Source organism: Streptomyces sp. NPDC050509 (genome assembly GCF_044457965.1).
GTDB lineage: Bacteria > Actinomycetota > Actinomycetes > Streptomycetales > Streptomycetaceae > Streptomyces.
This window is the reverse complement of the sequence record NZ_JBITHL010000007.1, coordinates 177487-200741: the sequence shown is the minus strand read 5'-3', so window position 1 is coordinate 200741 and position 23255 is coordinate 177487. Positions and strand designations below refer to the sequence as shown.

The 23255-nt window shown below is 72.0% G+C and carries 20 protein-coding genes; 9 read left to right on the top strand and 11 right to left on the bottom strand.

Going from position 1 to position 23255, the window contains the following annotated elements; genetic code table 11:
• Nucleotides 1–10 precede the first annotated feature (10 nt).
• Entirely contained in the window at nt 11–1945 is a 1935-nt protein-coding gene (gene recQ, locus ACIBJC_RS21285; RefSeq protein ID WP_399294697.1) for a DNA helicase RecQ, read from the bottom strand.
• 231 nt (nt 1946–2176) lie between these two features.
• Here recQ and ACIBJC_RS21280 point away from each other — a divergent pair, with 231 nt between their 5' ends.
• Complete coding sequence (locus ACIBJC_RS21280) at nt 2177–2953, top strand: VOC family protein (RefSeq protein ID WP_399294694.1); 777 nt, start codon at nt 2177–2179, stop codon at nt 2951–2953.
• A 54-nt stretch (nt 2954–3007) separates the two neighbouring features.
• On the opposite strand, the gene ACIBJC_RS21275 is transcribed toward ACIBJC_RS21280, so the two are convergent.
• A complete protein-coding gene (locus ACIBJC_RS21275; protein WP_399294691.1) occupies nt 3008–3199 on the bottom strand; it encodes a DUF1059 domain-containing protein in 192 nt (63 codons plus the stop codon).
• Nucleotides 3200–3431: 232 nt separating this feature from the next.
• Between ACIBJC_RS21275 and ACIBJC_RS21270 the strand changes: the two genes are divergently transcribed.
• Together ACIBJC_RS21270 and ACIBJC_RS21265 are read left to right on the top strand one after the other, a co-directional pair.
• Complete coding sequence (locus tag ACIBJC_RS21270) at nt 3432–4697, top strand: glycosyltransferase family 4 protein (RefSeq protein WP_399294688.1); 1266 nt, start codon at nt 3432–3434, stop codon at nt 4695–4697.
• On the top strand, nt 4694–5587 hold the full coding sequence (locus ACIBJC_RS21265) for a transferase (RefSeq protein WP_399294685.1): 894 nt from the start codon (nt 4694–4696) through the stop codon (nt 5585–5587). The genes ACIBJC_RS21270 and ACIBJC_RS21265 overlap by 4 nt, the downstream gene beginning before the upstream one ends.
• Nucleotides 5588–5731: 144 nt before the next feature.
• On the opposite strand, the gene ACIBJC_RS21260 is transcribed toward ACIBJC_RS21265, so the two are convergent.
• The 3 genes from ACIBJC_RS21260 to ACIBJC_RS21250 form a co-directional block, all read right to left on the bottom strand.
• Nucleotides 5732–7951: an NADP-dependent isocitrate dehydrogenase gene (locus ACIBJC_RS21260; RefSeq protein ID WP_399294682.1), complete on the bottom strand. Its 2220-nt coding sequence runs from the start codon at nt 7949–7951 to the stop codon at nt 5732–5734.
• Nucleotides 7952–8072: 121 nt separating this feature from the next.
• Nucleotides 8073–9704, bottom strand: a complete 1632-nt coding sequence (locus ACIBJC_RS21255; protein ID WP_399294679.1) for a VWA domain-containing protein — start codon at nt 9702–9704, stop codon at nt 8073–8075.
• A gap of 20 nt (nt 9705–9724) precedes the next feature.
• A complete protein-coding gene (locus ACIBJC_RS21250; RefSeq protein WP_399294676.1) occupies nt 9725–10924 on the bottom strand; it encodes an AAA family ATPase in 1200 nt (399 codons plus the stop codon).
• Nucleotides 10925–11274: 350 nt separating this feature from the next.
• Between ACIBJC_RS21250 and argC the strand changes: the two genes are divergently transcribed.
• From argC to ACIBJC_RS21225, 5 genes are read left to right on the top strand one after another with little or no spacing between them, the layout of a single operon-like run.
• Complete coding sequence (gene argC / locus ACIBJC_RS21245; protein ID WP_399294673.1) at nt 11275–12303, top strand: N-acetyl-gamma-glutamyl-phosphate reductase; 1029 nt, start codon at nt 11275–11277, stop codon at nt 12301–12303.
• The gene (gene argJ, locus ACIBJC_RS21240) at nt 12300–13454 is read left to right on the top strand and encodes a bifunctional glutamate N-acetyltransferase/amino-acid acetyltransferase ArgJ (protein WP_399294670.1); all 1155 of its coding nucleotides are present in this window, start codon (nt 12300–12302) and stop codon (nt 13452–13454) included. Before argC ends, argJ begins: the two co-directional genes overlap by 4 nt.
• Nucleotides 13451–14380: an acetylglutamate kinase gene (gene argB, locus ACIBJC_RS21235; RefSeq protein ID WP_399294668.1), complete on the top strand. Its 930-nt coding sequence runs from the start codon at nt 13451–13453 to the stop codon at nt 14378–14380. Before argJ ends, argB begins: the two co-directional genes overlap by 4 nt.
• Nucleotides 14377–15564 (top strand): acetylornithine transaminase, encoded by a 1188-nt coding sequence (locus ACIBJC_RS21230; protein WP_399294665.1) that lies wholly within the window; start codon nt 14377–14379, stop codon nt 15562–15564. The genes argB and ACIBJC_RS21230 overlap by 4 nt, the downstream gene beginning before the upstream one ends.
• Nucleotides 15565–15587: 23 nt before the next feature.
• Nucleotides 15588–16124, top strand: coding sequence for an arginine repressor (locus ACIBJC_RS21225; RefSeq protein WP_329824408.1), 537 nt, complete (start codon nt 15588–15590; stop codon nt 16122–16124).
• Between the two features lie 84 nt (nt 16125–16208).
• On the opposite strand, the gene ACIBJC_RS21220 is transcribed toward ACIBJC_RS21225, so the two are convergent.
• The 6 genes from ACIBJC_RS21220 to ACIBJC_RS21195 all read right to left on the bottom strand — a co-directional run bounded on the left by ACIBJC_RS21220 (nt 16209) and on the right by ACIBJC_RS21195 (nt 21842).
• Entirely contained in the window at nt 16209–16982 is a 774-nt protein-coding gene (locus ACIBJC_RS21220; protein ID WP_399294661.1) for an FAD:protein FMN transferase, read from the bottom strand.
• Complete coding sequence (locus ACIBJC_RS21215; protein WP_399294658.1) at nt 16982–17875, bottom strand: FMN-binding protein; 894 nt, start codon at nt 17873–17875, stop codon at nt 16982–16984. The genes ACIBJC_RS21220 and ACIBJC_RS21215 overlap by 1 nt, the downstream gene beginning before the upstream one ends.
• A gap of 8 nt (nt 17876–17883) precedes the next feature.
• Nucleotides 17884–19251, bottom strand: coding sequence for a ferredoxin reductase family protein (locus tag ACIBJC_RS21210; RefSeq protein WP_329824653.1), 1368 nt, complete (start codon nt 19249–19251; stop codon nt 17884–17886).
• 94 nt (nt 19252–19345) lie between these two features.
• Nucleotides 19346–20140, bottom strand: a complete 795-nt coding sequence (locus ACIBJC_RS21205) for a L,D-transpeptidase (protein WP_399294655.1) — start codon at nt 20138–20140, stop codon at nt 19346–19348.
• A gap of 52 nt (nt 20141–20192) precedes the next feature.
• Entirely contained in the window at nt 20193–20813 is a 621-nt protein-coding gene (locus ACIBJC_RS21200) for a pyridoxamine 5'-phosphate oxidase family protein (RefSeq protein ID WP_399294652.1), read from the bottom strand.
• Between the two features lie 114 nt (nt 20814–20927).
• A complete protein-coding gene (locus tag ACIBJC_RS21195; protein WP_399294649.1) occupies nt 20928–21842 on the bottom strand; it encodes a hypothetical protein in 915 nt (304 codons plus the stop codon).
• Between the two features lie 218 nt (nt 21843–22060).
• Here ACIBJC_RS21195 and ACIBJC_RS21190 point away from each other — a divergent pair, with 218 nt between their 5' ends.
• Nucleotides 22061–23254, top strand: a complete 1194-nt coding sequence (locus ACIBJC_RS21190) for an argininosuccinate synthase (protein WP_329821466.1) — start codon at nt 22061–22063, stop codon at nt 23252–23254.
• Nucleotide 23255: the final 1 nt, after the last annotated feature.

Here is a 23255-nt window from a genome sequence, read left to right as displayed (position 1 = left end):
GACCGGTGGCTCACGCCGTACCCAGCGTCTCCAGGATCTGCTCCCCGTACTTCGCCAGCTTGTTCTCGCCGACCCCGGTCACCGTGCCCAGCTCCGCCAGCGTCGACGGCGCCAGGAGCGCGATCTCGCGCAGCGTCGCGTCATGGAAGATGACATACGCGGGCACGCCCTGCTCCTTCGCCGAGGCAGCCCGCCAGGCGCGCAGCGACTCGAAGACCGGCACGGCCTCCTCCGGCAGATCCACCGGCGCGGAACGCTGCTTGGACGACTTCTCCGCCCGTGCGGGCCGCGCCGCCTTCTCGGGCTCGCGCCGCAGCATGACCGGCCGCCGGCCGCCCAGCACCTCGCCGCTCTCCTCCGTCAGCACCAGCGTCCCGTAGTCGCCCTCCACGGCGATCAGCCCCTGCGCCAGCAACTGCCGTGCCACCCCGCGCCATTCGGCCTCGCGCAGCTCCGTACCGATACCGAAGACGCTCAGCGCGTCATGGTCGAACTGGATGACCTTGGCGGTCTTCTTGCCCAGCAGGATGTCGGTGATCTGCCCGGCGCCGAACTTCTGGTTGCGCTCGCGCTTCAGCCGGACGACCGTCGACAGCAGCTTCTGCGCCGGGACCGTACCGTCCCAGGACTCCGTGGGCGTCAGACATGTGTCGCAGTTGCCGCACGCGGTGCTCTTCTGCCCGAAGTACGCGAGAAGCTGCACCCGGCGGCACTCGACCGTCTCGCACAGCGCCAGCATCGCGTCCACATGGGCACCGAGGCGCCGCCGGTGCGCCTCGTCGCCCTCCGAGGTCTCGATCATCTTCCGCTGCTGGACCACGTCCTGGAGCCCGTACGCGAGCCACGCCGTGGACGGCAGCCCGTCACGCCCGGCGCGCCCGGTCTCCTGGTAGTACCCCTCCACGGACTTCGGCAGGTCGAGATGGGCGACGAAGCGCACGTCCGGCTTGTCGATGCCCATCCCGAAGGCGATCGTCGCCACCATCACCAGTCCCTCCTCCCGCAGGAAGCGCGACTGGTTCTCCGCCCGCGTACGGGTGTCGAGCCCCGCGTGGTACGGCAGGGCCGCGACCCCGTTCTTCACCAGGAACTCGGCGGTCTTCTCGACCGACGCCCGCGAGAGGCAGTAGACGATCCCCGCGTCGCCCTCGTGCTCGGCGCGCAGAAGCTGGAGGAGCTGGCGCTTGGGGTCGTTCTTCGGCGCGATGCGGTACTGGATGTTGGGCCGGTCGAAGCTCGCGACGAAGTGCCGGGCGTCCTGGAGCTTCAGCCGGGAGGCGATCTCCGTGTGCGTGGCCTCCGTGGCGGTCGCGGTCAGCGCGATCCTGGGCACATCGGGCCAGCGTTCGTGGAGCGAGGAGAGGGCGAGGTAGTCGGGGCGGAAGTCGTGGCCCCACTGGGCGACGCAGTGCGCCTCGTCGATGGCGAAGAGGGAGATCGTGCCGCGCTCCAGCAGCCGTACCGTCGCCTCGACCCGCAGCCGCTCCGGCGCGAGATAGAGCAGATCCAGCTCACCGGCGAGGAACTCGGCCTCCACGAGGCGCCGTTCGTCGAAGTCCTGGGTGGAGTTGAGGAACCCGGCCCGCACGCCGAGCGCCCGCAGCGCGTCGACCTGGTCCTGCATGAGCGCGATCAGCGGGGACACGACGACCCCGACGCCCTTCCGTACGAGGGCCGGGATCTGGTAGCAGAGCGACTTGCCGCCACCGGTCGGCATGAGGACCAGCGCGTCGCCGCCGGAGACCACATGCTCGATGATCTCCTGCTGGCTCCCGCGGAACGAGTCGTAACCGAAGACGCGGCGCAGCACCTCCAGCGCCTCACCCGCCCCGGGGCCGGTGCCCGCGCCGGCCCCCGGATCGGTCCCCGGATCCGTTGTGGGATCGGCCCCCGGGCGGGTCTCGGTGCCGGTCTCGGGAACGGTGGCGGAATCGGGAGCGCTCATCCGCCGATTCTACGAGGCCCCACCGACAGCGGTCGGCCGGATCCGGTGGATCCCACCCGATCCGGGCGGGTCGGCCGGTCCCCGGGGCGCGACACCCCTGGGGCGGGATATAGGACACGACCTGGCCTGTACCCGATTTAGCGTCGAACGCGCAGCCCGTCGAAGACGCACAGCCCATCGACGCACAGCCACTACGCGCAGCTCATCGAAGAACGGCAGAAGGAGCCCATCATGAGCCAGGTCACGACCAACCAGCCGCTCGGCACCCCGACGTGGATCGACCTGGACGTCCCGGACATCGAGGCGGCCGAGGCGTTCTACGGAGCCGTGTTCGGCTGGGAGTTCAGCGCGCCGGGCGCCGGAGGATACGTCCTCGCCCTGCTGCGCGGCAGCCGGGTCGCGGGGCTCCGCCCGGTCCCCGCACCGGCGTCGCCCGGGCCGGCCCTCTGGCGCGTCCACCTCGCCACCGACGACTGTGACGCCACCGCGCGACGTGTCACGGCGGCGGGCGGCACCCTAACCGAGGGCCCGCTGGACAAGGGGGAGCAGGGCAGGGCCGCCCTCGCGGTCGATCCGGGCGGCGCCGCGTTCGGCCTCTGGCAGGGCGGCGCGCTGCCCGGCTGCGAACTCGTCAACGAGCCGGGGAGCCTGCTGCGCAACGACCTGACGACGCCGGACCCCGCCCCCGTACGGGAGTTCTACACGAAGGTCTTCGACTTCACCCTGGACGGGAACGAGGACATGGCCGACGCGGACTTCACCTTCCTGCGCCGACCCGACGGCCATGAGATCGGCGGGATCCTGGGCGTTCCCGACGCGCCGGACGCCGCCTGGGGGACCCTCTTCGAGGTCGCGGACGCGGACGGCGCTGTGCGGCGAGCGGTGGCGGCGGGAGGCACCTCGGAGGGCGCCGAGGACACCCTGTACGCGCGGATGGCGGAGATCACCGACCCGTTCGGGTCGGTGTTCCACGTAGGGGCGAGGCCCACGGCCGCTCCGTCGAGCTGACCGCGGGCCCCGGGATCGGGGATGTGCTGTGGACGGGGGCGGGGCCGGTCCGGGTCAGGCGTGCTGGGGGATCTCGTCCTTCAGCGCCGCCCGGATCTGCTGCCGCAGCTCGGGGTTGTCCTCGTGGCCGTGCACGGAGACGGCGTGCTCACTGGCGGCGCGGACCACCTCGTTCTCCTCACCGGTGATGGCGAGCGAGCACTGTGTCTCGCTCGGGAAGTCCCGGCAGTCGGCTATTTTGCGCATGACGCACCTCCTCCCCTCCAGTATCCGGCGGCCCCGCCGAGGACGCTTCCCGGCGCCCGGGCCGTCCGACGACGGCGCCCGGGCCGTCCGACGACGGCGCCCGGGCCGTCCGACGACGGCGCCCGGCGCCACCCGGCGCGCGGGTGTCCGGCCGCGTCACGGTAAGCAAACGGCTGGCAAACGAAGCGGCAACGCAGACAACCGGTATCCCGTTATGGCGGTCTTCGTTCGTATGAAGATCTCTTTACTCATTCACAACGCCTACGGGATCGGGGGGACCATCACGACCACGTACAACCTGGCCCGTTCGCTCGCCGACCGGCACGAGGTGGAGATCATCTCCGTGTTCCGGCACCGCGAGGACCCGAACCTCACGCCGGACCCACGGGTCACCCTGCGTCCCCTGGTCGACCTCCGCGTCGAGCAGGACCACCCGGCCTTCTCGCGCCCCGCGAAGGTCTACCCGTCCTCGGAGTACCGCTACGGGCAGTACAGCGCCCTGACCGACGAGCGAATAGGCGCGTGCCTGGCGGAGCTGGACTCCGACGCCGTGATCGGCACCCGCCCCGGGCTCAACGTCCATATCGCGCTCCAGGCCCCCGAACGCACCCTGCGGATCGGGCAGGAGCACCTGACCCTGGACAACCACTCCCCCCGGCTGCGCAAGGTCCTGCGCCGCGCCTACCCCCGGCTCGACGCGCTGACCACCGTCACCGAGGCCGATGCCGACGCCTACCGGCGCAAGATGCGGCTGCCGGGGGTACGGGTGGAGGCGCTGCCCAACAGCGTCCCCGATCCGACCCTGCCGCCGTCCGACGGCGACGCCCGCGTCGTGGTCGCCGCGGGCCGGCTCGTCCCGGTCAAGCGGTACGACCTGATCATCGAGGCGTTCGCGCAGGTGGCGGCCCGCCACCCCGACTGGCGGCTGCGCGTCTACGGCGGCGGCGAGGAACAGGCGCGGCTGCGCGGCCTCATCGACGGCCTCGGTCTGCACGACAACGTTTTCCTGATGGGCTCCGCCACCCCAATGGAGGCCGAGTGGGTCAAGGGCTCCATAGGCGTGATGGCCTCCAACTTCGAACCGTTCGGCATGACGATCGTCGAGGCGATGCGCTGCGGACTGCCCGTCGTCGCCACGGACTGCCCCTACGGCCCCGCCGAGATCATCCGGGACGGCGTCGACGGAACGCTGGTGCCGGTCGGCGACCGGGACGCCCTGGCCGCCGCGCTGCTCGCGCTCACCGGCGACGACGAACGCCGCCGCCGGATGGGCCGCGCGGCCCTGGAGAACTCCCGGCGCTACGCCCCTGGCCCCGTCGTCGCCCAGGCCGAGCGGCTGCTCGACGACCTCGCCGCGGCGCGCCGGGGCGGGGGACCGGCCTCCTCGTCGGCGCGCCGCCCGGTCAGCGCGCTGATCAGCGGCGGTTACGCGGCCAAGGACAGTGCCCGCGTCATGGCCGGCGCGGCCCTCAGAACCGTACGGAAGACAGGCCGATGACGACGACGGAACACGCCCCGCCCGCCGAGCCGGCCCGGCCCGCGGGACTGCCCCGGCTCACCCCGCCCGTCGAGCGGCCCCGCGCCGACTGCACGGTGGACGCCTCGGGCCGGATCACCTGGAACGTCCACCTGACGGTGCCCGCCGGCGCCCGCCCCCGGCTGCTGCTGCGGCTGCGCCCCAAGAAGGGGCAGCCCGAGACGCTCCGGCACCTCCTCGACCTGGAACCGGCGGGACCCGACCGGCTGCGGGCCGTCCTGGACCCGGAACCGGTGCTCGCCGAGGGCCGCTGGGACGCGTACGTCGTGCCCGCGTCGAGCGACCACGAGGAGGTGCGGCAGCGGCTGCTCCCCGGGCTGCGGGACCTGCGCGCGCTGGTGGACGGCCGCCCGGGGCGGACAGCGTCGCCGCTGGCCGTCCGTATCCCGTACGCCACGGCGGACCGCTACCTCGCCGTACGGACCTGGCTGCGCCGAGGCCACGCCGAGGCGGCCGGGGTCCGCGTCTCGGGCCACACCCTGACCGTACGGGCGCGGCTCCACGGCGCCGGTCCCGCGGCCGGGACCACGGTCCTGCTGCGTCGCCGGGGCGGGGACGACACGGCCCTGCGGATCGAGCCCCGCGCCGAGGACGGCCAGGGCGGCGAGGACTTCTCCTTCACCGTCGACTACCGGGACGTGCTGAACGCGGGCGGGTCGGGGCACGAGGTGTGGGACCTCTACGTGGAGCGGCCCGGGGGAGCGCCCCTGATCCGGATGGGCCGGCTGCTGGACGACGTGGCGGACCGCAAGAAGATCTTCGTCTACACGGCCGCCAGGCTGGGCGGCGCGACCGTACGGCCGTACTACACGCTCGACAACGACCTCTCGGTGGAGGTGACCGGCGACTGAGCGGCCGGGGCCCGCGGTCTCAGGACCCCCGTTCCCCACATACGCGACCGCCCCGGCCGGGCGTCGAAGCCGGGCCGGGGCGGTGCCGTACGCGAGGGGAACGCGCCGTACACCGGGGAAGGTGCCGTACGCGAGGGGGAGGCGTCAGCCGAGGGTGGCGATCGCCTGGTTGAAGGTCTTCGACGGGCGCATGACCGCCGTGGCCTTCTCCGCGTCGGGCCGGTAGTAGCCGCCGATCTCGGCGGCCGAGCCCTGTACCGCGATCAGCTCGTCGACGATCGTGGACTCCTGCTCGGCCAGCGTCTTGGCGAGCGCGCCGAACGCCTCCGCGAGCTGCGCGTCGTCCGTCTGCTTCGCCAGCTCCTGGGCCCAGTACAGCGCCAGGTAGAAGTGGCTGCCACGGTTGTCGATGCCGCCGACCTTGCGGCTGGGCGACTTGTCCTCGTTGAGGAACGAGCCGGTCGCGCGGTCGAGGGTGTCGGCGAGGACCTGGGCGCGCGGGTTGTCCGTCGTCTGCGCGAGGTGCTCGAAGCTGACCGCGAGCGCGAGGAACTCGCCCAGGCTGTCCCAGCGCAGGTAGTTCTCGCGCACGAGCTGCTGCACGTGCTTGGGCGCGGAACCGCCGGCGCCGGTCTCGAAGAGGCCACCGCCGTTCATCAGCGGGACGACCGAGAGCATCTTGGCGCTCGTGCCCAGCTCCAGGATCGGGAACAGGTCGGTCAGGTAGTCGCGCAGCACATTGCCGGTGACGGAGATGGTGTCCTCGCCCCGCCGGATGCGCTCCAGCGAGAACGCGGTCGCCTCGACCGGCGTCATGATCTCGATGTCGAGCCCGTCGGTGTCGTGCTCCGGCAGGTACGCCTTGACCTTGGCGATCAGGTTCGCGTCGTGCGCGCGCCCCTCGTCCAGCCAGAACACGGCCGGGTTCCCGGTCGCGCGGGCGCGGCTGACGGCGAGCTTGACCCAGTCCTGGATGGGCAGGTCCTTGGTCTGGCACATGCGGAAGATGTCACCGGTGGCGACCGGCTGCTCCAGCACGGCCTCGCCGGCCTCGTTCACCACGCGCACGGTGCCTGCGGCGGCGATCTCGAAGGTCTTGTCGTGGCTGCCGTACTCCTCGGCCTTCTGCGCCATCAGACCGACGTTGGGCACCGAGCCCATCGTCGACGGGTCGAAGGCGCCGTTGGCGCGGCAGTCGTCGATGACGACCTGGTAGATGCCGGCGTAGCTGCTGTCCGGGAGGACGGCGAGCGTGTCGGCCTCGGCGCCGTCCGGGCCCCACATGTGGCCGGAGGTGCGGATCATGGCCGGCATGGAGGCGTCGACGATGACGTCGCTCGGGACGTGCAGGTTGGTGATGCCGCGGTCGGAGTCGACCATCGCGAGCTCGGGACCCTCGGCCAGCTCGGCGGTGAAGGACGCCGCGATCTGCGCGCCCTCGGGCAGCGACTCCAGGCCCTTGAGGATGCCGCCCAGACCGTCGTTCGGGGTCAGGCCGGCCGCGGCGAGCGTCGCGCCGTGCGCGGCGAACGTCTTCGGGAAGAAGGCCCGTACGACATGGCCGAAGATGATCGGGTCGGAGACCTTCATCATCGTGGCCTTCAGGTGCACGGAGAAGAGCACGCCCTCGGCCTTGGCGCGGGCGATCTGCGCCGCGACGAACGCGCGCAGCGCCGCGACCCGCAGCACCGACGCGTCCACGACCTCGCCCGCGAGGACCGGCACGGAGTCGCGCAGCACGGTGGTGGAGCCGTCCTCGCCCACCAGCTCGATACGGAGCGAACCGGCCTCGGCGACGACCGCGGACTTCTCCGTGGAGCGGAAGTCGTCGGCGCCCATGGTCGCCACGTTCGTCTTCGAGTCGGCCGTCCAGGCGCCCATGCGGTGCGGATGCGCCTTGGCGTAGTTCTTCACGGAGGCGGGGGCGCGGCGGTCGGAGTTGCCCTCGCGCAGCACCGGGTTGACGGCGCTGCCCTTCACCTTGTCGTACCGCGCGCGGATGTCCTTGTCCTGGTCCGACTTGGGGTCGTCCGGGTAGTCCGGCAGCGCGTAGCCCTGCGCCTGCAGCTCCGCGACCGCGGCCTTGAGCTGCGGGATCGACGCCGAGATGTTCGGCAGCTTGATGATGTTGGCCTCAGGGGTCCCGGCCAGCTCACCCAGCTCGGCGAGCGCGTCATCGACGCGCTGGCCCTCCTGGAGCCACTCGGGGAAGCCCGCGATGATCCGTCCCGCAAGCGAGATGTCGCGGGTTTCCACCGAGACCCCGGCCGTCGAGGCGTACGCCTCGACCACGGGCAGGAACGAATACGTCGCCAGGGCCGGGGCCTCGTCGGTGTGCGTATAGATGATGGTCGAGTCAGTCACCGGTGCTCCGCTCCACGTCTGCAACATACGTCTGCAACATTGCTCGACATCAAGATATCTCCTGACCGCTCTCCGGGGCACAGGGCCCCGGCCACCACGCTCCGTGGCGACGGTACGCCCGTCAGATCACGCGGAAGAGGTCGGCGGCGGCATGGACGTCGGTGAGGTCGTCGATCGACCGGAGGTTGTCGCACAGGACGTCCAGGACCGAATCGGCCTCCGCGGCGCGCGGGGCGCCGATGGCCAGGCCGAAGACGCGGAAGCCCAGCCGGTGCTTGGCGTCGTTCCAGCCGCGCATCCATTCCTCGGTGACCCCGCACTCGTCGTCGGTGATCATCACGATGTCGCCGCGCGTGCGGGCCGCGTCGTCGAACTCCTCCTCCAGCAGCGCGCCGGCGGCGCTCAGAGGCGTCTGGTAGCTGGTGCCGCCGCCGAGGAAGGTCTCCGCGAATTCGAGCACCTCCGCGATACGGGCTTCCCGGCCGGCCGGGAAGCGGAAGACCCGGATCCTGTCGGCGGCGGAGAACAGGATGCCGACGAAGTCACGCCTGGCCTCGCGGGCCTGATCCAGCAGGGCCAGGGCGCACGCCTTGGCCCACGCCTCCCGGGTGACTCCGCCGGGCCCCGACACGTACATGGAGTGCGAGGTGTCCACGCACGCGATGACGGCGCCCCGGCCGCTCGCCTGCTCCCCCTGGCTGTCGTAGAGCATCAGCTCCCCGGCGGCGTAGCGCGTGGCGAACACCGCACGCAGCTCGGGCAGGCCGAGGTTGGCCAGCTCGGAGGGGATGACGCGGGAGAGGTCGTCGCCGAGCGTGACGCCGATCAGCTCCCCGGTGGCGTTCTCCACCTTGCGGGCGCGCTCACCGCCGGCCATCTGCCGGAACCGGCCGATCAGCTCGGCCCACTCCGCGAGACGGCTGGTACGCAGCCGCTCGGCGAGCCGGGCACGCTGGTCGAAGGGCATCCGCTCCAGCTCGCCGGGGGCGACACCCCATGCCCGCATCAGCGCGGCCTCCTCCCGCACCGCCTCGGCTGCCTTCACCGCCGCGTTCCGCGCGGCGGTACGGATCCCGGGGGCCGCCGCCCCCGCGAGGGCCTGCGCGGCGTCCTGGGCCGTCTGCCGCGCGGCGGCCTCGGCCGCCGTGACCGCCTGTTGTACGGCGTCGGCGGCCGGGGCCGGTACGGTGCCGTCCTCCGAGGCCTCGTCGGCGGCCCGCCGGAGCGCTTCGTCCACGGCGGTCGCCGCGTTGTCGGCGGCCCGCTGGGCCTGCCGCGCCCGCTCGGCCTGGTCCTGGTCCTGGTCCTGGTCTTGGTCCCCCTGGGAGCGCTCCAGCATCCGGCGCAGCGCGGCGGCCTGGGCGAGCACGGCCATGGCGGCGGCGTAGGGGTCACCGGCCGTCTCCCGGCGCAGCTCGGTGAACTCCGGTGACTCCACCAGCGAGGCGATGATCTGGTGGTTGACCAGGCGGGAGGGGTCCATCTCCGCGCGTTCGCGCACCCGCGGGGCGACCTTGTAGGCGGCCAGGAACGCGTCGGTCAGGAGGTCGGCGGTGCGCTCGTGGCGCTCGTCCAGCTCCGCGGCCAGCTCGCGCAGCCCGGCCGACTGTTCGTAGGTGTCGCGCCAGGTGATCCGGTCGAAGCGGTCCGCGACCACGGCCGTGGTGTACCGCTCGGGAGCGGCGGCGGACAGGCCCACCCACTTCCCGGCCCGGCTCGCCAGCTCGTCGAGCGTGCTCGGTGTCGTGTCCATGGTCCTGATCCCCCCGGTGTTCAGAGCTGCGCCTGCACCATGCTCGCGTCCATCCCGAGGGCCTCGGTGAGAACGCGGGCGCGCACGGCGCGCTGGCGGCCGACGACCCGGTCGATGGCGGCGGTGGAGCGGCCGGCGCTCGCCGCCTCCTCGCGCAGCTTCTCCAGCCGCTTCCCCGCCATGGCGAGCTTGTTGTGGGCCTTCTTGATGACCCACTCGCTCAGCGCCTCACGGGACTGCCCGGCCATGGCGTCGAGCTGGGCCTCCAGCTCCTCGATGGTGTCGGCCAGGTCGAGCGCCTCCTTGGCGTCCGGGTTGACCAGGTGCAGCACCTCGCGCTCGACGGCCGGGCGCTCGGCGGGGGAGTCCCACAGCACATGGGTGAGCACCGACAGGTCGGTCTCGCCGACCTCCGGACGGCCGTCGAGGTACGCGGACGCCTGGAGCAGGCCCACCGCCTGCCGCCAGCGGCGGTCGGAGGCGACGAGTTCCTTGCGGCGCAGGGCGGCCCGCAGCGTACAGACCGCGTCCACGATCGCGTCGGGGACGTCCACGGCCGGGACGGCTTCGGCCACGGCGTGCTGTAACGCGGCCAGCTCGACGGTGGTCCTGGCCGGCGCCGCCGGGCGGCTGACGGCGGAGCGGACCAGCGCGGCGAAGTTCGAGGGGTCCGCCAGGTACCCGACCTCGATCCGCACCAGCAGCCGGTCGTAGATCGCGGCCGTGTCCTCTCCGCCGGGCAGTTCGTTGCTCGCCGTGATCGCCCCGATGAGAGGGCAGCGGATGGGCTCGCCGCCGTTCTCGGGGTGGTAGATCCGCTCGTTGAGGTAGCCCAGCGTCTCGTTCAGCGCCGCCGTGGAGCACTTGAATATCTCGTCGATGAACGCGATGTGCGCGGTCGTGGCGCGGCCGTCGTAGACCTGCCGGTACTCGCCCCTGGCCAGCGCGGCGACGTCGATGGGGCCGAACATCCTCGTCGGCGCGGTGAATTTCGACAGGAGGATCTCCCAGTGGGCCGCCCCCTCGACCCGCCCCGTGATCTCCCGGGCCATCTCGGACTTCGCCGTTCCCGGCGGGCCGAGCACCAGCGAGTGCTGCCCGGCCAGCAGCGTCACCAGCAGCGTCCGCACCACGTCGGCCCGCTCGTAGAAACGGTCCGACACCTCGTCGCCGATCGCCCGCAGCCGCTTGGCCGTGTCCTGCGCGTCCTGTGCGTCCATATACAACTCCGTGCCTGTGATGCCCTGTTGGGCGGATGAGATGCCCCTTTGTCCGAGCAAGATAACGCGGCCACCGGAAAGGCCCTCCAGGTCCTCGATCTCAGGCGCGGCAGGAGTCGGCCGGCGCGGTGAACGCGGCCTTCGGGGCGGTGGGGGACGTTGTCGAGCGCGAAGAGGAACGCGAAGCTGCTGTCGACGCCGCCGGCGTCGAAGATCTCCGGCAACCGGTAGAGGTTCATGGATGTGATCCGGCTACCCGACCACAATGGACACCGGCCCCCGCGGAACATCTCATTGCATAAAACTGCATCGCTACGTATAGTCATGCCATCACTGAGGAGGGCTTTTCGATGGCTGTACGTGCAGCGGTGGCAGGAGCGAGCGGATACGCGGGCGGGGAACTGCTCCGTCTGCTCCTCACCCACCCCGGGATCGAGATCGGGGCCCTCACCGGCAACTCCAACGCGGGACAGCGGCTCGGCGGGCTCCAGCCGCATCTGCTCCCGCTGGCCGAGCGCGTCCTCGCACCCACCACCACCGAGGTGCTCGCGGGTCACGAGGTGGTCTTCCTCGCGCTCCCGCACGGGCAGTCCGCGGCCGTCGCCGAGCAGCTCGGCGACGAGGTCCTCGTCATCGACATGGGCGCCGACTTCCGGCTGAAGGACGCCGCCGACTGGGAGCGGTTCTACGGCTCCGCGCACGCCGGGACCTGGCCTTACGGCCTCCCGGAGCTGCCGGGCGCCCGCGCCGCGCTGGAGGGGTCCAAGCGCGTCGCGGTGCCCGGCTGCTACCCCACGGCCGTCTCGCTCGCGCTCTTCCCCGCGTACACCGCCGGGCTCGTGGAGCCCGAGGCCGTGATCACCGCCGCCTCCGGCACCTCGGGCGCCGGCAAGGCCGCCAAGCCGCATCTGCTGGGTTCCGAGGTCATGGGCTCCATGACCCCGTACGGCGTCGGCGGCGGCCACCGGCACACCCCCGAGATGATCCAGAACCTCAGCGCCGCCGCGGGCGAGCGGGTCACCGTCTCCTTCACGCCCACCCTCGCCCCCATGCCGCGCGGCATCCTCGCCACCTGCTCCGCCAAAGCGAGGCCCGGCACCACCGCCCAGGACGTGCGCGCCGCGTACGAGAAGGCGTACGCCGACGAGCCCTTCGTGCACCTGCTCCCCGAGGGCCGGTGGCCCGCCACCGCCTCCGTGTACGGCTCCAACGCCACCCAGCTCCAGGTCGCGTACGACGAGGCCGCCGGGCGTGTCATCGCCGTCAGCGCCATCGACAACCTCACCAAGGGCACCGCCGGCGGCGCGGTGCAGAGCATGAACATCGCCCTCGGACTCCCCGAGTCCACCGGACTGACCACGATCGGAGTGGCACCGTGAGCGTCACCGCAGCGAAGGGATTCACGGCGGCGGGCATCGCCGCCGGGATCAAGGAGAACGGCGGACCCGACCTGGCCCTCGTGGTCAACAACGGTCCGCGCCGCGCCGCCGCGGGCGTCTTCACCTCCAACCGCGTCAAGGCCGCCCCCGTCCTCTGGTCCGAGCAGGTCCTCAAGGGCGGCACCGTCTCCGCAGTCGTCCTCAACTCCGGCGGCGCCAACGCCTGTACGGGACCCCAGGGCTTCCAGGACACCCACGCCACCGCCGAGCACGCCGCCGAGGTCCTGGGCGGCCACAGCGCCGGGGAGATCGCCGTCGCCTCGACCGGTCTGATCGGGCTGCTGCTGCCCATGGACAAGCTGCTGCCCGGCATCGGGGCGGCGGCCGGGGCCCTCTCCGAGCACGGCGGCGAGAAGGCCGCCATCGCCATCAAGACCACCGACACCGTCCACAAGACGGCGGTCGCCGGCGGCGAGGGCTGGACCGTCGGCGGCATGGCCAAGGGCGCGGGCATGCTCGCCCCCGGCCTCGCCACCATGCTCGTCGTCCTCACCACCGACGCCGACGTCGAGACGGCCGCGCTGGACACCGCGCTGCGCGCCGCCACCCGTACCACCTTCGACCGGGTCGACTCCGACGGCTGCATGTCCACCAACGACACCGTGCTGCTGCTCGCCTCCGGCGCCTCCGGGGTCGCCCCCGCGTACGACGTGTTCGCCGAGGCCGTCCGTACGGTCTGCGCCGATCTGGCCCGGCAGCTCATCGGGGACGCGGAGGGCGCCTCCAAGGACATCCGCATCGAGGTGATCAACGCCGCGAGCGAGGACGACGCCGTCGAGGTGGGCCGCTCCATCGCCCGTAACAACCTCCTCAAGTGCGCCCTCCACGGCGAGGACCCCAACTGGGGCCGGGTGCTCTCCGCGATCGGCACGACCGGCGCCGCCTTCGAGCCCGACCGGCTGGGCGTGGCCATCAACGACGTCTGGGTCTGCAAGAACGGCTCCGTCGGCGAGGACCGCGACCTGGTCGACATGCGCTACCGCGAGGTCCGTATCACCGCGGACCTGTCCGCCGGTACGGACACGGCCGTCATCTGGGCCAACGACCTCACCGCCGAGTACGTCCACGAGAACAGCGCGTACAGCTCATGAGCACCCGCAAGCACACCGCGCTGCCCAAGGCGCGGACCCTCATCGAGGCGCTGCCCTGGCTCACCCGGCACAACGGGAAGATCGTCGTCATCAAGTTCGGCGGCAACGCCATGGTCGACGAGGACCTGAAGGCCGCCTTCGCCCAGGACGTCGTCTTCCTGCGGCAGTCCGGGCTCAAGCCGGTCGTCGTGCACGGCGGCGGCCCCCAGATCAGCGCCCAACTGGACCGGCACGGCCTGGTCAGCGAGTTCAAGGCCGGGCTGCGCGTCACCACGCCCGAGGCGATGGACGTCGTACGGATGGTCCTCGCCGGACAGGTGCAGCGCGAACTGGTCGGGCTGCTCAACCAGCACGGCCCGCTCGCCGTCGGTATGACCGGCGAGGACGCGCACACCATTTCCGCCGTCCAGCACCGGCCGCTGATCGACGGCGAACCGGTCGACATCGGCCGGGTCGGTGAGATCACCGCGATCGACACCGGCGCCATCGAGGCGCTGCTCGGCGACGGCCGGATCCCGGTCATCTCCTCCGTGGCACGCGGCGCCGACGACGGCCACGTCTACAACGTCAACGCCGACACCGCCGCCGCCGCGCTCGCCGCCGCGCTCGGCGCCGAGACGCTGATGGTCCTCACCGACGTGGAGGGCCTGTACGAGGACTGGCCGAACAGCGACGACGTGATCAGCAGGCTCACCGCCTCCCAGTTGGAGACCCTGCTGCCCGAGCTGTCCAGCGGCATGGTCCCCAAGATGGAAGGGTGCCTGTTCGCCGTGCGCAACGGCGTCACCACGGCACGCGTGCTCGACGGCAGGGTCCCGCACTCGATCCTGCTGGAGATCTTCACCGACGAGGGCATCGGCACCATGGTCGTGCCCGACGCGCGGGAGAACGGACCGACGACCACCGAGGGAAGGGGAGCGAAGTGACCGGCAACCAGGAGCTGACCCGGCGCTGGCAGGGCGTCATGGCCGACAACTACGGAACGCCGGGACTCTCCCTCGTCCGCGGTGAGGGAGCCCGGGTCTGGGACGCCGACGGCACCGCGTACACCGACTTCGTCGGCGGCATCGCGGTGAACGCGCTCGGCCACGGACACCCCGCGGTCGTGGAAGCGGTCTCCCGCCAGATCGCCGCCCTCGGCCATGTCTCCAACCTCTACGTCGCCGAGCCGCCCGTCGCCCTCGCCGAGCGGCTGATCCAGCTCTCCGGCCGGCCGGGACGGGTCTTCTTCTGCAACTCCGGCGCCGAGGCCAACGAGGCCGCCTTCAAGATCGGCCGGCTGACGGGCCGCCCCCACATGGTCGCCACCGACGGCGGCTTCCACGGCCGGACGATGGGCGCCCTCGCGCTCACCGGCCAGCCCGCGAAGCAGACCCCCTTCCTCCCGCTGCCCGGCGACGTCACGCATGTGCCGTACGGGGACGCCGACGCCCTGCGCGCCGCGGTCACCGAGGAGACGGCGTTCGTGATCATCGAGCCGATCCAGGGCGAGAGCGGCGTGGTCGTCCCGCCCAAGGGCTATCTGGAGGCCGCCCGGGAGATCACCCGCGCCACCGGCACCCTGCTGGTCCTGGACGAGGTGCAGACGGGTATCGGCCGGACCGGCGGCTGGTTCGAGCACCAGGCGCACCAGGGCGTCGAGCCCGATGTCGTCACCCTCGCCAAGGGCCTCGGCGGCGGACTGCCGCTCGGCGCGGTCCTCGCCTTCGGGGACGCCGCCGACCTGCTCAAGCCCGGCCAGCACGGCACGACGTTCGGCGGCAACCCGGTCGCCTGCGCCGCCGGACTCGCCGTGCTCGACACGCTCGCCGCCGACGGACGCCTCGACCAGGTGAAGCGGCTCGGCGAGAAACTGCGCGACGGGGTCGAGGCGCTGGGCCACCCGCTCGTCTCCCATGTCCGCGGCTCGGGACTGCTGCTGGGTATCGTGCTCACCGGGCCGCTCGCGCCGACGGTGCAACAGGCGGCCCAGGGTGCCGGTTTCCTGGTGAACGCCCCCGCCCCCGACGTCGTACGGCTGATGCCTCCCCTGATCATCGGCGACAGCGAGGTGGACGCGTTCCTGGAAGCCCTGCCGGGCATCCTCGACGACGCGCACGGGGACGGATGATCCTGAGAAATGAGACGACGACGATGACCGACGCCCAGGAAGCGGAGCACGGCGGGCCGTCCGTGCCGCAGACCAGAACAGCCCGCCACCGCCGGATCGTCGACATCCTCAACCGGCAGCCGGTGCGCTCCCAGAGCCAACTGGCGAAACTGCTCGCGGACGACGGGCTGAGCGTCACACAGGCGACGCTCTCCCGCGACCTGGACGAACTGGGCGCCGTCAAGATCCGCAACACCAACGGCGAACTGATCTACGCGGTCCCCAGCGAGGGCGGCTTCCGCACCCCGCACGCCCCGCTGGGGGGATCGGCGAAGGAGGAGCGGATGCGCCGCCTCGCCGGTGAACTCCTCATCTCCGCCGAGGCGTCCGCCAACCTCGTGGTCCTGCGCACGCCGCCGGGCGCGGCCCAGTTCCTCGCCTCCGCCATCGACCAGGCCGAACTGAGCGACATCCTGGGCACGATCGCGGGCGACGACACCCTGATGCTGATCAGCCGCGACCCGGCGGGCGGCCAGGCCCTGGCGGACCATCTGCTGAAGCTGGCGCAGAACGACCGCTGAGCGTCGCGGGTCCCACTCTCCAACCGCCGTACGGGCGGCCCGGGTTGTCCCCGGGCCGCCCGTACGGCGCTTCGCCGCAGCCGCTCAGACCCCCACCGTCGCGACATGCCGGTGGAAACCGCTCGTCGCCCAGGTGTCGCCATGCGGTGTGACCGCGAAGCCCTCGGTACCCGGCAGGGACTCCAGCCACTCCCTCGCCCCGCCGCCCATCGCGTACGCGGCCGTCGCCCGGGTGTCCGCCGCCGTCACGCCCTCCTGGCAGACCACGGTGACCGAGGCCAGGCCGCCGGCCGGGGCCTCGCCCGTGTGCGGGTCCAGGACGTGGCAGCCGCGTTCCGCCGGGCCCGAGGTGGCCACGCCCAGACCCTGGTGAGTCTCCACCACCGTGGCCAGTTCGCCGGGGTGCAGCGGGTCGGCGATGCCCACCCGCCAGGGGCCGCCCACCAGTTGGATGTCGCCGCCGCCGTTGAGGCAGACCGAGGCCGCCCCCGACGAGGCGATCATCCGGGCCGCCCGCTCCACCGCCCAGCCCTTCACCAGCCCCGTCGGGTCGACACCGCCCGCGTAGCCGGGGGTGAACCAGCCGCCGCTCTCGCGCTCGGCCTCCGCACACAGGTCGAGCACCTCCACGACCTCCGTCAGACAGCCGGAGAGCGTCAGCTCACCCCGGTTCAGCCGCGAGATCTGGCTGTCGGGGCGGTACGTCGAGAAGATCTCGTCCGCGCGGTGCAGCGAGGCCACCGCCGCCTGGAGCCCCGCCCGTACCCGCGGCCGGTCCCGTACCCCACGGATGTCGAACGAGAAGACCGTGCCCATCGACTCCTCGACATGGCGCAGCCGCACCCCTTCGGCCGCCATCAGAGGCCCGCCTTGTCGAGCGCGCTCTGGAGCGATTCCTGGTAGCCCCTGCTGGTGTAGCTGGCGCCCGTCACGGCGTCGACCTGTGCGCTCTGCGCGGTGACGGCCGCCTGGTTCAGCGTCGGTACGGCACCGGCGGTGATCGACTTGCTGCGCGCGTCGGCGGAGGGGGCCTGGACCGCGTCGGACGCGGTGATCTTCCCGTCGGCGACGGTGATCTGGACCTGGACCGTGCCGTACTGGGTGTCGACCGGGTTACCGAGGACGGTCTTCGGGGCGGTGGGCGCCCCGCCCGTACCCGCGCCGGTGTCGGCGCCCGCACCCGCGTCCGCGCCGGTACCCGCTCCGGTGTCCGCGCCCGCGCCCGCGCCGGGGCCGCTCGCGTCGGCCGGGCCGCTGCCCGCGTCCCCGCCCGTGGAGCCCGTGGTTCCCGTACCGCCCGTGGCGCCCGCACCCGCCTTGTCCAGGGCGCTCTGGAGCGATTCCTGGTAGCCCTTGCTGGTGTAGCTGGCGCCCGTCACCGCGTCGACCTGTGCGCTCTGCGCCGCGACCGCCGCCTGGTTCAGCTTCGGTACGGCGTCGGCCGTGATCGACTTGCTGCGCGCGTCGGCGCCCGGTGCCTGCACCGCCTCGGCCTGGGTGATCTTCCCGCCGGCCATGGTGAGCCGCACCTGCACCGGCCCGTACTGGGTGTTCACGGCGTCCCCGAGCAGCGGCTGCGCGCCCGCGGCGCCCGCCGCCCCCGCCGAAGCGCCGGCGGCCGCGCCCGGCGGTGCCGTCGCCCCGACCACCGAGGAACCGCCGGGCTGCTTCAGCGCGAGCAGCAGCACTATGCCCGACGCGGTCGCGGCGACACCGATCATGATCCGCCGTAGCGGATGCTTCCTCTTCACCGGCTGCCTCACATTTCGAAGGACTCGTGATGGATGCGCCGGGCGGGCACGCCCGCCTCGCGCAGTGCTTCGTACGATTGACGGGCGAGCCCGGCGGGCCCGCACATGTACACGTCGTGGTCGTCGATGTCCGGCAGCAGTTCGCGCAGCCGCTGCGGAGTGATCTCGGGCCTGACCCCGTCGGGGCCGTTGACCGCGTACAGCAGCCGCGCCCCGCGCGCCGAGGCGATCTGGCGCAGCTCGCTCCACAGCGCCAGGTCCTCGGTCTTGCTGGCCCGGTAGAGCAGGGTCAGATCGCCGGGTTCACCGGGCAGCGTCTCGAACAGCGCCCGCATCGGGGTGATCCCCGCGCCGCCCGCGATCATCAGCACCTTCTCCTGGCTGCGCCGGCCCGCGGTCAGCGCGCCGTACGGACCCTCCGCCCAGATCCGGGTGCCGGGCTCCAGCCGGGCCAGGGCCTCGCTGTGCTCGCCGTTGGCCTTGACGGTGATCCGCAGCAGATCCGGCCGCGGCGGCGCCGACAGGGAGTACGGGTTGGAGCTCCAGCGCAGCCCGTCCGTGAGGAACCGCCAGCGGAAGAACTGGCCCGGCTGCGCGCCGATCCGGTGCAGCCGCCGACCGGTGATCAGTACGGAGACCACGCCGGGCGCCTCGTACACCGTCGAGTCGACCCGCATCCGGTGGCGCATGTTGAGCCGGACCGGGGTCAGGACGCGGTACCAGAACAGCAGGGCGCCGGCCGTCGCGTACAGCACGTACCAGACGGTCCGCGCGGTCGGGTTGCCGACGAACTCGGCGCCCGTGGCGAGCTGGTGCCAGAACGTCAGGTACACCGCGACGTAGGTGAGGAGGTGCAGGTAGTACCAGGTCTCGTAGCGCACCTTGCGGCGCACCGTTCCGGCCGAGACGAAGCCGACCAGGATCAGGAGCACCGTCCCGATCGTCGCCTCGATCATCCGCGGGAACTCGGTGATCACACTGATGGTCTGCGCCACGATCGGGCTGTTCGCCTGGACCGCGTACCCCCAGACGGTGAGCACGACATGGACGATCACCAGGCTCACCGCGTACCGGCCGGCCACCGCGTGCCAGCGCGCCACCCGGTCGGAGCCCACCCGCCGCTCCAGCGCGGGCACCCGCGCCATCAGCAGCACCACGATCGCGATCAGATAGCCGCCCAGCAGCCCGGTGAGCCGGCCGCCGCCGATCAGCCACTCGGCCAGCGCCATGTGGACGACCGCGGTGTTCTGCCACCACAGCGCCATGACGGCCGCCGCGCCCGCCCAGCACATCACCAGCAGGGGCAGTGCGCCCGACCGCTGGGGGCTGATCGCGCGCATGGTCTGCCGTCTGGCGGCCCGACCGTTGTGCATCATCGCCACGGAACTGCACCTCAACTCTCCTCCGTGTCCGCCGATACGGATTTGAATGACGGCGGGTTCAAAGAAGAGGGGCCGCGGCGCGACGAGTTCAATCTTTGGTGGTTCCTCCGAACCGGGTGACGGAGGTCAGTGCGGTCGGCCCGTCGGCCGTGCCGATCGCGATGTGCGGGGTACGCCCCGGGTCGGCCCAGGCCAGCACGGTCCGCATCGCGTCGGCCGGTACGGAGACACAACCGGCCGTCGCGCCCGCGCCGTTGACGTGCAGGAAGATCCCGGCGCCCCGGCCGCGCACCGGACGGTCGTAGTTGAAGCCGATGACCATGCCGTGGGAGTACTGCTCCGTGTAGTCCGCCATCCGCTCGGCCTCGGTGGCCCGGCAGTCCGCGGGCAGCCCCTCCACCCAGCGGTTGTAGTCACGGGAGGAGTTGTCCTGGCACCACCAGGACGACCCGGTCACGGGACGGTAGGAGTACGCGGTCCCGGCGGGCGCCGGGGCGATCCCGAACGCGTACGGCAGGTCGTACACCCCGGTCGGGGTGGTGGAGGTGCCCTGCCGGCGGCTGTCGCCCTCGGTGAGCCCGCCGGAACCGAAGCGCGCGGCGGCGGAGCCGGCGGCCACCCACCGGCCGTCCCGCCGGTCCCACCAGGTGAGCCGGCCGGTGGTCGAGCCGGTGTCGGGCGCCTCGGCGGTGAGGAGCTGGCTGCCGCCGCCGGTGTCCGCCATCCGCTCGGGCAGCGGGGTGTCGGCGGTCCGGGCCGGCTGGGCGGCGGCCGTGCCGGTGACGAGGGTGAGGAGGGTGACGGCGGCGAGGACGACGGCGGCGCGAGCGGTACGAGTGCTACGGGCCGTACGAGCGGTACGGGTGCTACGAGCGGGGCGCATGGCCGGACCGTACGTGTCAGGTCCGTCACCCGTCCTCCCGGAAGCCGCCGCGCTAGGCCGAACGCAGCCCGGATTCAGCCGAGCGGTCGGCGAGGTCCGTCCGCGGGGGCAGGGGCATCGGCAGCGCGGGCAGCCCGTCCAGGCTCACCGGGACGTGCTCCTTCTTCGCGCAGTACGCGGCGAACTCCTCGTCGGACTTCCGCCCGAAGTGCTCGGCGTGCTGCGTGCGCTCCTCGCGGTACTCCATGAAGGGGACGGCGAATCCGCACGCGTCGGCGATCCGCACGGCGTGGATGACGATGATGGCGCGGGCGGCCGGTCCGTCGGCGTCCGCGAAGTACGGGATGTACGTGGCCCAGCGCGGGTCGTCACGGAAGACCGGCTCGCCCCGGCCGTGCACCCGCAGCACCTTGGGCGGCCCGGTGAAGGCGCACCACATCAGGGTGATGCGGCCGTTCTCCCGGAGATGGGCGATGGTCTCGGCGCCACTGCCGCCGAAGTCGAGATAGGCCAGGGTCAGCTCGTCGACCACGACGAGGGTCCCGGCGCGCCCTTTGGGCGAGAGGTTGACGTGGCCGTCGTCCGCCAGCGGTGCGGTGGCGGTGAAGAAAACGGGCTGGTCCTCGATGAAGGCGCGGATTCTGCCGTCGATCCGTTCATAGCGTTTCCCCATACAGGTGATTATCGCTCCGCACCCGTACGGACGCCGGGATGCCGGAAACGCCGTCGCTACTCGTCAGCGGCAACGGCGTTCCCGGTCGGGCCGGTCGGCCCACGGTCAGGTGGGTCAGTTCAGGGTGCAGGGTGCGAGCGCGTCGAGCCCGGCGGGCTTCTCGGCGGTGCGGCCGATGGCGGTGGCCATGCGGTTGATGGTGGCGACGCGCTTGTCCTCCAGCGGGCCGAGGATCGCGTTCTGTACGAAGTTGGGGCCGCCCTGGCCGACGGTGTCGGTGATCCGCTGGTTGGCCTCGGAGATCTGGGTGTTCAGCAGCGCGAGGTTACGGTCGATCTCGGCCTGGGCCGAGGCGGGGACCGCGGGCAGGCTCGACGCGACGTCGGGGCAGTTCACCGTACCCGCGGCGCCCGCGTCCCCGGCTCCGGCATCTCCGGCTCCGGCGTCCCCGGCGCCCGCGTCACCAGCGCCTGCATCTCCCGCACCGGCGTCTCCGGCTCCCGCGTCTCCGGCACCGGCATCTCCGGCCCCGGCGTCCCCGGCGCCCGCATCCCCGGCGCCCGCGTCACCGGCCCCGGCATCTCCCGCCCCGCCGCCCGCCGCGCTCAGGGTGCAGGGGGCGAGCGCGTCCAGTCCGGCGGGCTTCTCGGCGGTGCGGCCGATGGCGGTGGCCATGCGGTTGATGGTGGCGACGCGCTTGTCCTCCAGCGGGCCGAGGATCGCGTTCTGTACGAAGTTGGGGCCGCCCTGGCCGACCGTGTCGACGAGCCGCTTGTTCGCCTCCGCGATCTGGGTGTCGAGGAGGGCGAGGTTACGGTCGATCTCGGCCTGGGCCGAGGCCGGGACCGCGGGCAGCGAGCCGGCGACGGCCGGGCAGCTCACCGTACCGGGCGAACCGGCCGCCGTACTGCTGTCGCCCTCCCCGGCCAAGGCGTTACCGGCGATCACGGCACCGGACAGGACGACCGCGGCGGCACCGCCGGCGATGAGCACACGGCGCTTGTTGTACTTCGGAAGAGCCCTGGACATGCGGAAACCTCACTCGGATAAGGGTGGGGTGGGAGTCGTCCGGTGAGTGGCCGGACGGCTCGACCTCGGTTCGTACAACGCGGCGCCTGCGTTCGGTGAGGTGTACGAGACGAGGGCGCGCACCGTTCAAACGTCACTCCAAACTCATCGAGATTGACGAATCATACGGACGGGTGCATAGTTATGCCTGTCAGTGAATGCACCGTAAGGAGAAACCCGTGACCGAGCGCGTCGTACTCGCCTACTCGGGCGGCCTGGACACCTCCGTCGCCATCGGCTGGATCGCCGAGGAGACGGGCGCCGAGGTCATCGCCGTTGCCGTGGACGTCGGCCAGGGCGGCGAGGACCTGGACGTCATCCGCAAGCGCGCGCTCGCCTGCGGTGCGGTGGAAGCCGAGGTCGCTGACGCCAAGGACGAGTTCGCCGAGGAGTACTGCCTCCCGGCGATCAAGGCCAACGCCCTCTACATGGACCGGTACCCGCTGGTCTCCGCCCTCTCCCGGCCGACGATCGTCAAGCACCTCGTCGCCGCCGCCCAGAAGCACGGCGCGGGCATCGTCGCCCACGGCTGCACCGGCAAGGGCAACGACCAGGTGCGGTTCGAGGCCGGGATCACCGCCCTCGGCCCGGACCTGAAGTGCATCGCCCCGGTCCGCGACTACGCGATGACCCGGGACAAGGCGATCGCCTTCTGCGAGGAGAAGAACCTCCCGATCGCGACCACCAAGAAGTCCCCGTACTCCATCGACCAGAACGTCTTCGGGCGCGCCGTCGAGACGGGCTTCCTGGAGGACATCTGGAACGGCCCGATCGAGGACGTGTACGAGTACACCTCGAACCCGGCCACGCCGCGCGAGGCCGACGAGGTGATCATCTCCTTCAAGGAGGGCGTCCCCGTCGCGATCGACGGCAAGCCCGTCACCGTCCTCCAGGCCATCCAGCAGCTCAACGAGCGGGCCGGCGCCCAGGGCATCGGCCGGATCGACATGGTCGAGGACCGGCTCGTCGGGATCAAGTCCCGGGAGATCTACGAGGCGCCCGGCGCCATCGCGCTGATCACCGCGCACCAGGAGCTGGAGAACGTCACGGTCGAGCGCGAGCTGGCCCGCTACAAGCGGCAGGTCGAGCAGCGCTGGGGCGAGATCGTCTACGACGGCCTGTGGTTCTCCCCGCTCAAGCGCGCCCTGGACGGCTTCATCAACGAGGCCAACCAGCACGTCACCGGCGACATCCGGATGACGCTGCACGGCGGCCGCGCCGTCGTCACCGGCCGGAAGTCGGACGAGTCGCTGTACGACTTCAACCTGGCCACCTACGACTCGGGCGACACGTTCGACCAGTCCAAGGCCCAGGGCTTCATCGAGATCTTCGGCCTCTCCTCCAAGATCGCTGCCCGGCGCGACCTCGCCTGAC